Raw genomic sequence first — 13,640 nt, 5'->3', positions numbered from 1 at the left:
TTGTTCCCCTCAATCATCTGTTAATTTAGGATTCAGGCTTCGGGCTTGTACCTGCAGCTTCGCAAGGGCCTGTTCCGCAAGTGTAGCAAAATACTTAGCAGCCGGCAGGATGGCCGCCTCATCTACATCAAACCCGGGATGATGCAGCGCATGGTTCGGGCCGGCTCCGATGTTCACAAAAGCACCCGGTATCTTCTGCAAATAATAGGCGAAGTCCTCCCCGCCCATTTGCGGCGGAATATCATGAACATCATAGCCTGCATGGGCCGCGACCTCTTTGGTGAAGTCTGTCCATTCCCCGTGATTGATCGTAGCCGGCGGCCCGGGATACCAATGCAGCTTCGCCTCTGCTCCGGCAGCTGCCGCAATTCCCTCAATGATCCGGGTCATCTGGTTCGGAATGCTGCTGCGGATTTCTTCATTGTAGGTGCGTACCGTACCCTCAAGCTCAACCTTCTCCGGCAATACATTCCAGGTGAAGCCCCCGTTGATTCGGGTCACACTGAGCACTACAGGCTCCAGGGGATTATTTTGACGGCTGACTACAGTTTGCAGCATGGTAATGATCTGCGCAGCCGTGACTATGGTATCTACCCCCTTTTCCGGAGTAGCGGCATGAGCACCGACACCTTTCACCGTAATTTCAAAGCGGTCTACCCCTGCCGTCAAGGCTCCCGTTCTTGTACCGAACGCTCCCGTAGGCAGCTCCGGTGAATTATGTATGCCGAATATAGCTTCTACCTCGTCCAGTCCCCCTGAGGCCAGCACGCCTTCTGCACCGTGACCTGTCTCTTCTGCGGGCTGGAACAGAATTTTAACCTTACCCGGCAGTTCATGCTCATGCTGCTTCAGCAGGATGGCGGCTCCCAGGATGACTGCGGTATGAAAGTCATGACCGCAGGCGTGCATCTTTCCGGGAATCTCTGAGGCGAACGGCAGCCCCGTCTGCTCCTCAATCGGCAGCGCATCTATATCACAGCGGATCGCCACAACGCTCCCTTCCCCTTGTCCGACCTCCGCTATAAGTCCGGTCTCCAAGGGAAGGTCCAGGATATGTATTCCCTCTTCGGTCAGCCATTTGCGCAGCTTCTCTGTGGTTCTGAATTCCTGATAGCTAAGCTCCGGTTCGCGGTGGAGGTTCCTCCGCACTTCCGTTAGCCGGGCTGCCAAAGCCTCTTCCCTCTCGTGCTGTGGTTTCATAAGTCTGCTACTCTCCCTTCGTTACATTTGCTCAATTCCTCTAATCCGCTCAAGGGCAGCAGACAGGCTGCTTAAGATATGCTCCCGCATGGCTTGCTCTGCACCGTCTTCATCCCGGGCTATGATCATTTGCAGAATCGCAAGATGCTCTTCATCCGCCTGTGTGTTCCAGTCCCCATGAAGCGAGACATAACGGCAATAACGGAGTGAACGGTCTCTTAATTGGTTCAGCACCTTCTCAAAGGTCTTCAGAGCACTTATTTCCGATAAATAATCATGGAATTCAAAACCATAGGAAACAACATCCTGATTGTCACCCATCTGAAAGGAGTGCTTCAGCTTCTCCAGAATCAGCGTTAATCGCTGAATATCCTTAGCCGTAGCGTTCCTGGCTGCATTTCTGGCAATATGGCCTTCAAGCATGCTGCGGATCTGGAAGATTTCTTCAACCTCTGTAATCGTTAACGGAGCTACCCGAAGCCTTCCGTTTGGCTGGCGCACCAGGAAATCCTCATTCTCCAGCCGCTGGATGGCTTCTCTTAGCGGTGTACGGCTGATCCCGAGGAGTGCCGCCAGACTCTCTTCGTTAACCGCCTGGTCCGGCTCCAGCTCGCTTTCTATTATTTTTTGCTTGAGTGCGTAGTAGGTATTATCCTTAGACAATCTTCGTGAGCGCATTTCCATAAGGTTCATTGCTCCTCGCCATTCATTTTGCGGGTCGCCCGGACAATTGTATAATTGTATACAATTATTATGTAATCACTTCACATCTAGCGATGTGATAGGTGATCGGTGTGGAGTGATCCGTTTGATGTGATCCATGCGGGATGAAATGAAAGATTTCTGTGGAAATCTTTCTTTGTTTAGCAAGCTTTTTTCATACTATAATCCCATTATACCCACTAGTCAAGTATGTTTTATGAGAGAATAGGATATAGTCACTAATCTGACAATTTCGGGTGCTCAGGAGGAGTCCTGGAGCATAAAAAAAGCCCCTGCAATGATTACAGGAGCTTGCTTGTACCCTCGCCCGGGGCCAAATATAAATCACCCTGACGGGTGAACGATGTTGGTGCCTTATGCCTCTCTTAAGCGATACCTCACTTTTCTCCCTCCGCCTGCTTTCTGACGGCTTCCCGCGTTAGTCATGAGGAGTATGAATGTTCCCCAGTCTATTGTGTGTGGTTTTTCGCATACATTGGGCCCGATGAGCTTCGCGCCAGCACATTGTATTCGGTTTTTCCCTTAAGCGTCCGCAACAGTATGTTGGCGTTGTATCGGATAGCCCGACCGCTGATTTTCTTCGGAAACTCCTTTAGCGTGCGGGCTCCTTTGGGAACGCGCCGCGTACGTTTATTTAACGTTACAAAAACGACCTCCAATACGCATTAGTCCGCGACTAATAACGTGGTAGAGGTCGTAATCCACAACCCACAAACGGCATTTTCCGGGTTGTTAACTCCGGGCCTTCGGGGTCGTTAACGTTCAATTTCACCGCTCAATCCGCAATTCCAAACATGTTCGCGGGTGGCTGGCGCATCGGCTGCCGTACAGATCAGCGTTGTAAAAACGTTGATGCAGCGCCGTTTAGCAAGGCTCCGCCGCCGGATTCCCTGCTTCTTCCTTCGTGCGGAAGGATGAACCACATCCACAGGTAGCGCTGGCATTCGGGTTGTTGATGGTGAAGCCTCCGGTCATGCCGGATTCCTCGAAGTCGATCTCCAGACCGTCGAGGTAGCGGATATCGTCTTTGCTTACGACCACCTTTAGACCCTCAATGTCCATATACACATCCTGGTCGCTTTCGTTATCATCGAAGCCCATAGCGTAAGAGAAACCGCTGCAGCCTCCGGGTGTTACGCCCAGACGGAGAAACATATTAGGTATTTCCTGCTCAGCAAGCATGGTCTTCAATTGGCCAGCTGCTGTTTCACTTATGTTAATCATTACTTTAACCTCCCCAAAGTTTTGTTAGCTTCTGCTTCCTTGCATTACTTCGTACGAAACTCGCTTTGGAAGCTTAAGCTTTTTTATCAACCAGCCTTCAGGCCTTAAGGAATGAGCAAAATACGAGTAATATAAGGTAAAACAATATGATGAAAATCATTTTACTGCTTATATAAAATCAAGTATACTCCACTATTCCTCTGCCCTCAAGTCGTAAGCACTCCGCAAAGATGCAATTTCTACCGTATGGCCTGCGTTTTTCGGCGGTTGCTCACCCTCCGGGAGAGGTTTATAATAGGAAAAGCGATATACGTAAAAATTCGGAAATTTGTCACGAGGTTGTCTCTGACCCCAATTCACACGATTCTGCGATGCAACTGCCTCGCCAACCTTCAGGAGGAAATTATATGTCTACCCTTATAACACCCCACATGGATGCCCGGATGGCGAACATCATTGAGAAGGTCCGCGGCGGAGAAAGATTAAATTTGGAAGATGGCGTTTATTTATATGAGAGCAATGATTTATTAACGATTGGGCAATTAGCCAATGAGGTTAACCAGCGAAAAAACGGGAATAAAGTATATTTTATCGAAAACATGAGTCTATATTTCACCAATGTCTGCGAATCCCGCTGCGCATTCTGCAATTTCCGCAAGGATGAGGGAGAAGACGGCGCTTATACCCTTTCCGGCGAGGAAATGGTGCAATATGTGCAGCAGCATATCCATCCCGGCGTACGCGAGTTCCACATTGTCGGAGGCCATAATGATAACGTGCCCTTCCAGTACTATGTTGATTCGCTTCGGGCCTTGAACGAGCACTTCCCTGACGTCACTCTCAAGGCCTACACCGCAGCAGAGATCGACTTCTTCACCCGCATCAGCGGCCTTAGCATCCGTGAAGTGCTGGAGCAGCTGCGCGCCGCCGGACTGAAGACACTTACCGGGGGAGGGGCGGAGATTCTATCCGACCAGTACCGCAAAAAAATGCGTGTGGACAAAGCCAATGTCGAGGAATATCTGGAGGTTCACCGCACTGCTCATAATATAGGTATGAGAACACATACGACTATGCTGTACGGCTCCATTGAGTCCCGCGAGGACCGCATCCGCCATATGCTGCAAATCCGCGACCTGCAGGACGAAACGGGCGGATTCATGGTGTTCATACCGCTCTCCATGCAGCCTAAGAATAAGAATGCAGGCATTATGCGCCGGAACTCTGCTTATGAGGATCTTAAGACGATTGCAGTAAGCCGTCTGATGCTGGACAACTTTGACCATATCAAAGCCTACTTCATTAATATCGGGGCACAGCTGACCCAGGTCGCCCTCAGCTTCGGAGCTTCAGATGTGCATGGCACGATTCTCAAAGAACGGATCAGCCATGCCGCGGGCGCATTGACCCCTGAAGGTCTGACACGTGAAGAGCTGATTTGGCTCGTCAAAGGGGCCGGTCGGATTCCGGTTGAACGGGATACTTTCTACAACGAGATTAAAGTATACGAGTAACAACTAACCGCACCAGCCTATACCCCTGCGGAACTGCCTTGCCCATCTCGCACCATACCTGAAAGGAAGATCGGTTCGCATGAGAACTCTACTTGTCCTGGGCGGCGGCTACGGCGGTCTTGCCCTCATTCAGCAACTTCTTAACAACCATCTCCCCCATGATGTGGAAATCGTCCTGGTTGACCGGATGCCGTATCAGGGAATCAAGACGGAATATTATGCACTGGCCGCAGGAACTGTAACGGATTATCATCTGCGGATTCAATTCCCGGTTCATCCCCGCTTAACGATCCGCTATGGTCAGGTGGGCTCCATCGATTTGGAGAGCCGGGTGATATTCCTCGATACCGGGGAGCCGATATCTTATGATATTCTGGCGATAGCGCTCGGCTGCACCGATAATTTCCATAACATCCCCGGAGCCGAGCACTATGCCTGCAGTATTCAGAGCTTTGCCGGGACCCGCGAAACCTACCGCCGGCTGAACGATGTGAAGCCTTACGGAACGGTCAACATTGTAGGCGGAGGACTGAGCGGCGTTGAGATTGCCTCAGAACTGCGGGAGAGCCGGCCTGATCTGAACATCTCCATTCTGGACCGCGGGGAACGGGTATTGTCTTCTTTCCCGGCCAAGCTGTCACAGTATGTGGAGGAGTGGTTCAATGAGCATCATGTGGAGACCATGGGACGGGTATCCGTCTCCCATGTAGAAAAGGATGCCATCTTCAATGGCACCCAGGCAATTCCTGCTGATGTTACGGTCTGGACTGCCGGCATTCAGCCGGTGCAGGTGGTCCAGCAGCTTGAACTCCCCAAAGACCGTGGAGGACGGATCATTGTGGGTGATTATTACAATGTGGCCGACTATCCGGAGGTGTACGTGATTGGAGATTGCGCCAGTCTCCCCTTCGCACCGAGCGCACAGGCGGCAGGTGCACAAGGAGAACAGGTCGCACAGATTATTCAGGCCCTATGGCGTGGTGAGACCCCGAAGCTGCATAAGATCAAGCTTAAGGGCACTCTCGGCTCACTGGGTAAAAATGCCGGCTTTGGCCTGATGGGCCGCCGCTCCGTCATGGGCCGTGTTCCACGCCTGCTCAAAAGCGGCGTTCTCTGGATGTCTAAGCGTCATTTCGGGTAGGACAAACGGCTGCGGTTTAATCGATCTCAAGGCTATCCCATGCCTCAGCCTCTTTAATGGCTGCTTCAATCGCCTCTTCAAGTCCGTCGGCGGATTCGGCTTCAATAATCTCCCCGTCGACCATGGCGAAGGGCTGCAGATAACATTGTCCGCAGTTGTTCAGACAGCCGTACTCCACCACATCGTATTCGGGGTTTTGCTCCAGCTTATTTTTGAGCTTTTCTGTACCATGTCCGATATTACTGGCACAAAATTCTATAATTGGTCTCATGATAATCTCCCTATTCTGCGCTAACCATTTTATTTTTTAACTTTTTGTACTATAATAAACATACGAAAGGAGTGATTGAGAAATGAGTGAGAATGTACAAAGTGCAACCATGTACGATGAAGTATTGGAAGTGCTCGATAAACTTCGTCCGTTCCTGCAGCGCGATGGCGGTGACGTCGAACTGATCGATGTAGAAGACGGCATCGTGAAGTTGAAGCTTATGGGTGCCTGCGGCAGTTGCCCAAGCTCCACGATCACGCTGAAAGCCGGGATCGAACGCGCTCTTGTTGAAGAAGTAGAAGGCGTGGAAGAAGTTATTCAAGTATTCTAATCCCGTATCATAGATCATCCCGGCCTCCGATGAGAAGGCCGGGATTTTTTTTATTATAGAGGATTTCTCATGTAGGTTCAACCTCTAGGCAGAGAATAGATGTATTAACAGTTTCTGCTATACGGCTTGCAAAAAGACCAGAAGCTGCTCCGCAGCCATTTCTGGCTTACGGGCGTCCTCTGGTCTTCACTTATTAGATATTCAGCTAAGATTCAAGCTTAGAATGCAGGGATAATTGCACCTTCATATTTCTCATCGATGAAGGCTTTGGCTTCTGCAGAGTTCAGGGCTGCAGCCAGCTTCTGGATCGCATCGGAATCTTTGTTGTCCGGACGGGCTACCAGCAGGTTGGCATAAGGGGAATCCGTTCCTTCGATGAACAAAGCATCCTTCGTTGGAACCAGACCCGCTTCCAGCGCGAAGTTGGTGTTGATCAGCGACAGATCTACTTCGTCCAGCTGACGCGGCAGCATCGCTGCATCCAGCTCAATGATTTCAAGCTTCTTAGGGTTCTCGGTGATATCGGCTTTGGTGGAAGCGATATTGGTATCATCCTTTAGTGTAATCAGGCCATTCTTGGCCAGCAGGATCAATGCGCGTCCGCCGTTAGTAGCATCATTCGGGATGGCAACCTTGGCACCATCAGCCAGTTCGTCGATCGATTTGATCTTCTTAGAGTAAGCGCCGAAAGGTTCAACATGAACCGCGGTTACAGATACAAGCTCCGTGCCGTTCTTGGCATTCTGGTCATCCAGGTAAGGCTTGTGCTGGAAGAAGTTCGCATCCAGCCCCTTCTCGGCAAGCTGTGTATTCGGAAGGACATAATCCGTGAATTCTTTGATCTCAAGCGTAATGCCTTGTGCTTCAAGAAGCGGGGCAATAGCTTTCAGAATTTCCGCATGCGGTACAGGAGAAGCTCCAATGACCAGGGTTACCGGTTCTGCAGCAGGTTCAGTGGACGGTTCTGCAGCAGCTTCCGTTGGCGCCGTTGTAGCCGCAGAGTTTGCCGCATTATTCGCAGTGTTATTGTTGCCGCAAGCCGCGAGCACCAATATCATGGTCAGGCTGAAGAATGTGAGCAGTACTTTTTTCATTTGTAAATCCCCCTCTAATCCGTATGTTTTGTATGAATAAGGCTATATGGACGTACCTTATTTCCGTGTAAAATGTCTTACCAGACGGTCGCCTGCCATTTGCAGCAGCTGCACCAGAATGACCATCAGGGCCACCGAGATAATCATGACTTCCTTCTCATAACGGTAATAGCCGTAGCGGATCGCCAGGTCACCCAGACCCCCGCCGCCTATCATCCCTGACATTGCGGTATAAGAGACAAGCGTAACAACGGTTATGGTTACTCCGGCCAGCAGGCCCGGACGGGCCTCCGGCAGCAATACGCGCATAACGATCTGTTGCGTGGATGCTCCCATACCCTGCGCCGCTTCGATGATCCCCCGGTCAACCTCCCGCAGTGCGGTCTCTACCAGTCTGGCGAAGAATGGAGCCGCGCCAATCACCAGCGCCGGAATCGTTCCAAGTACACCTATCGAGGTACCCATAATAGACTTGCTGAACGGAATCAGGGCAACCATCAGAATAATAAAGGGAACTGAACGCAGAATATTTACGACGAACGATAATACCGAGTAAACAGCCCTGATAATAGTGTTTTTAGATCTGCCCCATAAATATAACACAATGCCGAGCGGTAAACCAAGGATAATTGTGAATATTCCTGAAAAAGCTAACATTTTCATTGTTGCAACCGTGGCATCAAGCATTTCTTCCCAGTTAATCGCGCTAAAATCCAGTCCGCCCATTAAGAAATCACCTCCACATCAAGGCCTTGAGCCGCAAGTTCGGTAAGTGTTGCTTCCACGGCACCGGATGGCCCTTCAAACCGCACAATCAGCTGACCATAAGGGACATCCTTAATAGTAGAAATGGTTCCCTGGAGAATGGCGAAATTAACTCCGGTTCCCTGCGCCACATGCGAAAGGGTCGATTCGTACGTCTTTTGCCCAAGAAAAGTAATTTTGACCGCCTTAGTATATCCGGCATGTACAGCATCAATCGCTTGCCGCAGCGGTCCGTCTGCCTGAGTTTCACTGCGGATGAATTCTTTCGTAACCTCATGCCTTGGTTTCAGAAAAACCTGGGAAACGTCGCCCTGCTCCACAATCCCCCCCCCATGAATGACAGCCACCCGGTCACAAATGCTCTGAATGACATGCATCTCATGCGTAATTAGCACAATGGTCAAGTGAAATTTCCGGTTAATATCCAGCAGCAGGCGCAGAATTGAATCCGTTGTCTGCGGGTCCAGCGCTGAAGTCGCTTCATCGCATAGCAGAACATCAGGATCGCTCGCCAGAGCACGGGCGATCCCGACCCGCTGTTTCTGGCCTCCGGACAGCTGAGCCGGATATTTGTTCCGGTGCTCCTCAAGTCCGACTAGAGCCAGCAGATCCCGAACCTTCCGCTCAATCTCCGTCTTGGAGGTTCCGGCCAGCCGCAGCGGAAAGGCGATATTGTTATATACAGTTGCCGAGGAGAGCAGATTGAAATGCTGAAAGATCATCCCGATCTTGCGCCGCTGCTCCTGCAGCTGTCCTTGGCTGAGTGCCGTCAACTCCACCCCATCTACCCATACTTCACCCTCGCTCGGACGCTCCAGCAGATTAATGCAGCGGATCAGCGTGCTTTTGCCGGCACCGGAGTGGCCGATTACACCGAATATCTCCCCCTTCTTAATCGACAGGCTTAGTCCGGAAAGCGCCGTCGCGGCCTTGCTTCCTTTACCGTATACTTTCGTCAAATCTTTCAGCTCTATCAATCGCCCCGTCCTCCTTCTCCCTGAAATTTATAACAAAAAAGACCTCTTACGATCCGTGCAGATCGGAAGAGGCCATGTGTGTGAAGTAAACAATGCCGTCTCATCTGCCAAGACCGCAAACTCAGCGGCATTGTAGGAATTAGCACCATGACATTTGCAGAACAGCAGCTATGCTGTGACAAATCGGTTGCCGGGCTTCATCGGGCCTATCCCTCCGCCGCTCTCGATAAGATTATAGTATGAAGTTATATATGCCGTTTCATGTTAGAAGTAAATACTTGCATAAGTATATTAAGTTTCCGGTTCTTTGTCAAAGGTAAGTTTTTACGGCTGTACGTGCTCTGAACGCTTGCTGGATGCAGCTTTATTCTTGTGCCACTGCTCATTGCTGTACCTGAAGGCAGCCGACAAAGATTTGCACACCATCTCCAGGCTCTGCTTCAAATCCTCCAGATGGCTGTCAAGATCCTCCAGTTGGATTTTGTCATGCAGCCCCTGATGGCGCTGCCAGAGATCATCCGTCATCTCAGCGTTCATGTAGTGAATCTCGGCATTGCGCCGTTTGCGCAGATTCTCTACCGGTTCGCGGTAAGAGTTCCTGATCCTCTCCAGCTCATTGGCCAGCGGGTTGTGCGCCTGAAGCAGCTGAAATTGGCGAAGCACAGTGAAGTATGAGAAATGTGCTTTGACTTTCCCTGTATTCAGATCATACAGACTGTTCAGGACCGTACCCAGCTTGTCCAGCAGGGAGAACACCCGGATGAAGCCGTCCTTATAAAAATACACATACCTGGCGTACTCCCCCTGCTCCGTGGGCGACATATCATCCATATAACCGGCAACTACCGACCTCCGGTAAAAGGCGGCGGCGAACCAGCTCTGTTCCAGCTCGTCCAGCGATGAGATCAGACCGCGTGTCCATATTTCCAGCTTGCGGTATTCATGGTCACGGTCTTCATGTGCGTTCATCTCCTTGCGCAGTATGGAGGCGACCTTCGCCATGTTGTCCATGGCTTCGGCCAGTACCCCGCTATTCTCGCGGGGCGGCTCTCCCAGTAATGTCCGCAGCATATTTGTCCTCCTCAGAATACTTAAGATCTAAAAATGAGGGAAATAACGGTTCCAGTTCCGGTTCACCAGTTCAACCGTGTCCTCATGAGGAACCAGCTCCTCCGGGTATCCCGGCTTCATCCGGGCATCTATTACAATAGGCAGCGAATAGCTGATTGCGTTACGCAATACATGGGTCTCCGCATAAATATCATCCGCCGGATTAAACCGGCTGAACACTGTCCACAGGAAGGACGTTTGTGTGCGCACCGCTTCTGCAGCATCGTCCACCAGAACAATCAGCGGCCAGGCTGTGCCCTTCTCCTGGAAGGAAGCGGCCAGCCTGACGGGAAGCTCAGGGTCTTCTATATAGGATGCTCCGGAAACGGCTAAACATCCGCCGCAATAGGGCACGGCGTCGGTGATTGCTGGAAGGTGACCCTCCGTATAGGTTCTGGGCAGTTCACGCACCGGGTTGCCGGTGCCCATCATCACAGCCTTACTGCCATGATTCAGCTTGCGGCCGGTATAGTCAAGGGTATCCATGGAGGTGTTAGCGAAGATCACCAGATCTGATGCCGGATTAAAGCGTTCAAGCACGGTTTCCAGCAGTTTGGGGAAATCCGTAAGCTCAACCGCTTCATTCGTCAGGAGCAGGAATTTCGTTAAAGAGAGCTGGCCTTCCCCCAGGATACGGAAGGCCGAAGCCAGTCCCTCACGCGGATAGCTCTCTCTCATCACCGCAGACGCCAAGGCGTTCGAGCCGGATTCCGAGTACGCCCACAGTGCTTTTACAGAAGGCATCATTAACGGATAGGCCGGAGCCAGCAGCCGCTGCAGATAATCCTTCAGATAATAATCCTCCTGTCGGGGTTTGCCGGTAATCGTGGCCGGAAAAATCGCATCCTTGCGGTGCCACATCCGCTGCACATGCATTACGGGAAAATCATGCTGCAGCGAATAATAGCCGGATTGACTGCCATACGGGCCTTCCGGTCTACGCTCAAACGGAGACACCCGCCCGCGGATGGAGAATTCGGCTTCTGATGGAATACGGTGACCGCCTAGGGGGTCCTGCACCATAGGAAGCTTCCCGCCCTGCATAAGGGATGCCAGCATCAATTCCGGAAGGCGCTCTGACACCGGGGCAACAGCGGCCGCAATCAGGGCAGGCGGCCCGCCGATAAAGACAGAGACCGGAATCGTCTCCCCCAGCAGCTCAGCCTGACGGTGATGGAAGCCCCCTCCTTTATGGATTTGCCAATGAATGCCGGTGGTGCTGTCATCATAAATCTGGACCCGGTACATCCCGAGATTATGGTCTTTGGGGTTGGTTATACTCTCTGTATAGACCACAGGAAGGGTGATGAACGGCCCTCCATCCTTAGGCCAGCTGGTAATTCGGGGCAATTCCTGTAGCGGATTACTGCTGCGGCAGATGCCTAGTACCGGTGCTTCACCTTGCGGTATATTTTTGGTTCCTGCTCGGATCAGGTCAAGCAGCAAGCCCTTTTCTCTCCAAAGTCCGGCAGCTGATGGCGGAATCATCGTCTCCATAGCTGCCGTCATGGATTTCACTAACTGCTCCGGGCGGGTCCCGAAGGCCTTATTCACCCGGCGGACAGTACCGAACAGATTGGTTGCAACCGGGAACGGCGTTCCTTGTACATTTGTAAACAGCAGCGCCGGGCCTTCCTCAGCGGCTACCCGGCGGTGAATCTCGGCCAGCTCCAGATTCGGATCAACCGGAGCATCAATCACGGCAAGATCCTTGTCCCTGCGGAGCTGTTCGATCCATTGTCGCAAATTACCGTATCCCACTAAACGTTCCTCCTCGAACCGGGCCCGAACCTTACCCATGCCCTTAACGGTAATCTTATCGTTTCTTGCCTGTTCCGCTTAACTGCCAGACACGGACACTCATATAACATAGAACCCCAAACAAGCCGGCAATCAGCAAAATATGCGACAACGCGGTAAAGATGTACAGTCGTTCATTATACAGCGTATGAACCACAGCAGCTCCACTGAATACCTGCATCAGGCAGAGCAGTACTGCGGCAACACTCAGAGCCCTCAGCTCCGTCAGCTCTTTGTATTTCCAGAAAGCCAGATGTCCCAGAATAGCAGTCAGCAGGAACAGCAGCGCCGCTGCAAGCCGGTGTATGAATACAATGCCCACCCCGCCAGACAGCTCCGGAATCCATTCCCCATTGCACAGCGGCCAGCCTGAACAGCCCCCCTGCGAATCGGTATGGCTTACATAAGCCCCAATATACACGACCATATAAGAATATAACGCAGTAAACCAGGTTAAGTTACGGAAGCCCCTGCTTACTTTCGGTTCTGCAGTGCTATTTTCTTCCCCCGAAAGGTAGATCCGCCCTGCTCCAAGCGCAAGCATCAGGGAGCTGGCGAACGCAATCAGCGAGAATCCCATATGTAAAGCCATCACTCCAGCAGACTGCGACTTGATTACCGCAAGCGCTCCCATTCCGCCTTGCACCACTACGAATATAAGGGTTAACAAGGCATAGGTAAGCAGATCCCTGCGCTTACGGGCATAACGCCAGAATGCAAACATGGAAGCCAGTGACATTAGGCCCGCAAGTCCGCTGAACAGACGATGGGTATATTCAATCAGGGAGCCTACGGTATAAGCCGGAATCAGCTTTCCGTGACACAGCGGCCATTCATTACCGCATTCCAGCCCCGAACCCGTCTTAGTAACCACCGCTCCGCCGAGCAGCGCCAGAAACATAACGAGGCAGGTTATATAGCTAAGCCATTTTAATTGAAGGGTCGTCAATGTTATCACCCGCATTTTATAGGAATGAATTAGTATAATGATAGCGCCCGCAGACAATTCTAGAAAAAAAACACCGCTTCTGCTCGGGTAGGGCGAAAGCGGTGCTGCTTCATTACTTATGGATGCTAAGGTATACATCCAGCGCCGTATTCAGGAAATTCTCAATTTCCTCACGGGACTTACGAAGCTTATTCACGAATCTGACCAGTTCCCGTCCATCGGTATACGCGACAAAGCTCGGAATGCCCAGAATATTCTGTTCCTGGCTGACGTCGCCTACGGCATCGACATCCACTTCAACGAGTGTGAGGCGGTCACTATATTTCAGTTCCACATCCGGCATAAACGGATCCATGAATTTGCAATCCGAGCACCAATCCGCCTTGAATACCGCCACCGTTAAGCGCGGAGATTGTATTGACACCTGAAACTCAGCAGGAGAACTAATTTTGTCCATCTATTAACCATCCTTTCTCATTTAACCGTTACCCATGACTCTTCTCTAAGTGAAGCAAAATGTACGGAATAAGTCAAATAAAAA

At 51.3% G+C, this 13,640-nt stretch carries 14 protein-coding genes and 1 riboswitch; of the genes, 3 read left to right on the top strand and 11 right to left on the bottom strand.

The window, feature by feature from the left end; translation table 11 throughout:
* Positions 1 to 9 precede the first annotated feature (9 nt).
* The 3 genes from MKZ24_RS10435 to MKZ24_RS10425 all read right to left on the bottom strand — a co-directional run bounded on the left by MKZ24_RS10435 (position 10) and on the right by MKZ24_RS10425 (position 3,147).
* Positions 10 to 1,200, bottom strand: a complete 1,191-nt coding sequence (locus MKZ24_RS10435) for an amidohydrolase (RefSeq protein WP_042239444.1) — start codon at positions 1,198 to 1,200, stop codon at positions 10 to 12.
* A 21-nt stretch (positions 1,201 to 1,221) separates the two neighbouring features.
* Entirely contained in the window at positions 1,222 to 1,884 is a 663-nt protein-coding gene (locus tag MKZ24_RS10430; RefSeq protein WP_340782703.1) for a GntR family transcriptional regulator, read from the bottom strand.
* 903 nt (positions 1,885 to 2,787) lie between these two features.
* The gene (locus MKZ24_RS10425) at positions 2,788 to 3,147 is read right to left on the bottom strand and encodes a HesB/IscA family protein (protein ID WP_042239447.1); all 360 of its coding nucleotides are present in this window, start codon (positions 3,145 to 3,147) and stop codon (positions 2,788 to 2,790) included.
* A gap of 407 nt (positions 3,148 to 3,554) precedes the next feature.
* On the opposite strand from MKZ24_RS10425, the gene mqnE reads away from it, so the two are divergent.
* Complete coding sequence (gene mqnE / locus MKZ24_RS10420; RefSeq protein WP_042239448.1) at positions 3,555 to 4,661, top strand: aminofutalosine synthase MqnE; 1,107 nt, start codon at positions 3,555 to 3,557, stop codon at positions 4,659 to 4,661.
* A 79-nt stretch (positions 4,662 to 4,740) separates the two neighbouring features.
* The gene (locus MKZ24_RS10415) at positions 4,741 to 5,802 is read left to right on the top strand and encodes an NAD(P)/FAD-dependent oxidoreductase (RefSeq protein ID WP_042239450.1); all 1,062 of its coding nucleotides are present in this window, start codon (positions 4,741 to 4,743) and stop codon (positions 5,800 to 5,802) included.
* A 16-nt stretch (positions 5,803 to 5,818) separates the two neighbouring features.
* Here the strand turns inward: MKZ24_RS10415 and MKZ24_RS10410 are convergent, their stop codons facing one another.
* Complete coding sequence (locus MKZ24_RS10410) at positions 5,819 to 6,073, bottom strand: YuzB family protein (RefSeq protein ID WP_039307242.1); 255 nt, start codon at positions 6,071 to 6,073, stop codon at positions 5,819 to 5,821.
* Positions 6,074 to 6,155: 82 nt separating this feature from the next.
* Here MKZ24_RS10410 and MKZ24_RS10405 point away from each other — a divergent pair, with 82 nt between their 5' ends.
* Positions 6,156 to 6,404 (top strand): NifU family protein, encoded by a 249-nt coding sequence (locus MKZ24_RS10405; protein ID WP_039307240.1) that lies wholly within the window; start codon positions 6,156 to 6,158, stop codon positions 6,402 to 6,404.
* A gap of 218 nt (positions 6,405 to 6,622) precedes the next feature.
* On the opposite strand, the gene MKZ24_RS10400 is transcribed toward MKZ24_RS10405, so the two are convergent.
* The 7 genes from MKZ24_RS10400 to MKZ24_RS10370 all read right to left on the bottom strand — a co-directional run bounded on the left by MKZ24_RS10400 (position 6,623) and on the right by MKZ24_RS10370 (position 13,556).
* Positions 6,623 to 7,498 (bottom strand): MetQ/NlpA family ABC transporter substrate-binding protein, encoded by an 876-nt coding sequence (locus tag MKZ24_RS10400; RefSeq protein ID WP_340782691.1) that lies wholly within the window; start codon positions 7,496 to 7,498, stop codon positions 6,623 to 6,625.
* A gap of 57 nt (positions 7,499 to 7,555) precedes the next feature.
* Positions 7,556 to 8,224 carry a methionine ABC transporter permease gene (locus MKZ24_RS10395; protein ID WP_340782689.1) on the bottom strand — a complete coding sequence of 223 codons (669 nt, stop codon included), beginning with the start codon at positions 8,222 to 8,224 and terminating at the stop codon, positions 7,556 to 7,558.
* A complete protein-coding gene (locus MKZ24_RS10390; RefSeq protein WP_042239458.1) occupies positions 8,224 to 9,240 on the bottom strand; it encodes a methionine ABC transporter ATP-binding protein in 1,017 nt (338 codons plus the stop codon). The genes MKZ24_RS10395 and MKZ24_RS10390 overlap by 1 nt, the downstream gene beginning before the upstream one ends.
* A gap of 97 nt (positions 9,241 to 9,337) precedes the next feature.
* Positions 9,338 to 9,473, bottom strand: a riboswitch (SAM riboswitch).
* 91 nt (positions 9,474 to 9,564) lie between these two features.
* Positions 9,565 to 10,311, bottom strand: a complete 747-nt coding sequence (locus tag MKZ24_RS10385; RefSeq protein ID WP_340782686.1) for a Cthe_2314 family HEPN domain-containing protein — start codon at positions 10,309 to 10,311, stop codon at positions 9,565 to 9,567.
* A gap of 27 nt (positions 10,312 to 10,338) precedes the next feature.
* Positions 10,339 to 12,111: a UbiD family decarboxylase gene (locus MKZ24_RS10380; protein WP_042239461.1), complete on the bottom strand. Its 1,773-nt coding sequence runs from the start codon at positions 12,109 to 12,111 to the stop codon at positions 10,339 to 10,341.
* Positions 12,112 to 12,166: 55 nt separating this feature from the next.
* Positions 12,167 to 13,099 carry a COX15/CtaA family protein gene (locus tag MKZ24_RS10375; RefSeq protein WP_340782681.1) on the bottom strand — a complete coding sequence of 311 codons (933 nt, stop codon included), beginning with the start codon at positions 13,097 to 13,099 and terminating at the stop codon, positions 12,167 to 12,169.
* A gap of 112 nt (positions 13,100 to 13,211) precedes the next feature.
* Positions 13,212 to 13,556 carry a thioredoxin family protein gene (locus tag MKZ24_RS10370; protein WP_042239463.1) on the bottom strand — a complete coding sequence of 115 codons (345 nt, stop codon included), beginning with the start codon at positions 13,554 to 13,556 and terminating at the stop codon, positions 13,212 to 13,214.
* Positions 13,557 to 13,640: the final 84 nt, after the last annotated feature.

This window comes from Paenibacillus sp. FSL R7-0297, from assembly GCF_038009025.1.
Classification (GTDB): domain Bacteria; phylum Bacillota; class Bacilli; order Paenibacillales; family Paenibacillaceae; genus Paenibacillus_AQ.
This window is presented reverse-complemented; position numbering and strand designations above follow the sequence as displayed.

Excerpts from the sequence above, each read along its gene's own strand:
- MKZ24_RS10435 (WP_042239444.1), bottom strand. The coding sequence starts at position 1,200 with ATGAAACCACAGCACGAGAGGGAAGAGGCTTTGGCAGCCCGGCTAACG.
- MKZ24_RS10430 (WP_340782703.1), bottom strand. The coding sequence starts at position 1,884 with ATGGAAATGCGCTCACGAAGATTGTCTAAGGATAATACCTACTACGCA.
- MKZ24_RS10425 (WP_042239447.1), bottom strand. The coding sequence starts at position 3,147 with ATGATTAACATAAGTGAAACAGCAGCTGGCCAATTGAAGACCATGCTT.
- mqnE (WP_042239448.1), top strand. The coding sequence starts at position 3,555 with ATGTCTACCCTTATAACACCCCACATGGATGCCCGGATGGCGAACATC.
- MKZ24_RS10415 (WP_042239450.1), top strand. The coding sequence starts at position 4,741 with ATGAGAACTCTACTTGTCCTGGGCGGCGGCTACGGCGGTCTTGCCCTC.
- MKZ24_RS10410 (WP_039307242.1), bottom strand. The coding sequence starts at position 6,073 with ATGAGACCAATTATAGAATTTTGTGCCAGTAATATCGGACATGGTACA.
- MKZ24_RS10405 (WP_039307240.1), top strand. The coding sequence starts at position 6,156 with ATGAGTGAGAATGTACAAAGTGCAACCATGTACGATGAAGTATTGGAA.
- MKZ24_RS10400 (WP_340782691.1), bottom strand. The coding sequence starts at position 7,498 with ATGAAAAAAGTACTGCTCACATTCTTCAGCCTGACCATGATATTGGTG.
- MKZ24_RS10395 (WP_340782689.1), bottom strand. The coding sequence starts at position 8,224 with ATGGGCGGACTGGATTTTAGCGCGATTAACTGGGAAGAAATGCTTGAT.
- MKZ24_RS10385 (WP_340782686.1), bottom strand. The coding sequence starts at position 10,311 with ATGCTGCGGACATTACTGGGAGAGCCGCCCCGCGAGAATAGCGGGGTA.
- MKZ24_RS10370 (WP_042239463.1), bottom strand. The coding sequence starts at position 13,556 with ATGGACAAAATTAGTTCTCCTGCTGAGTTTCAGGTGTCAATACAATCT.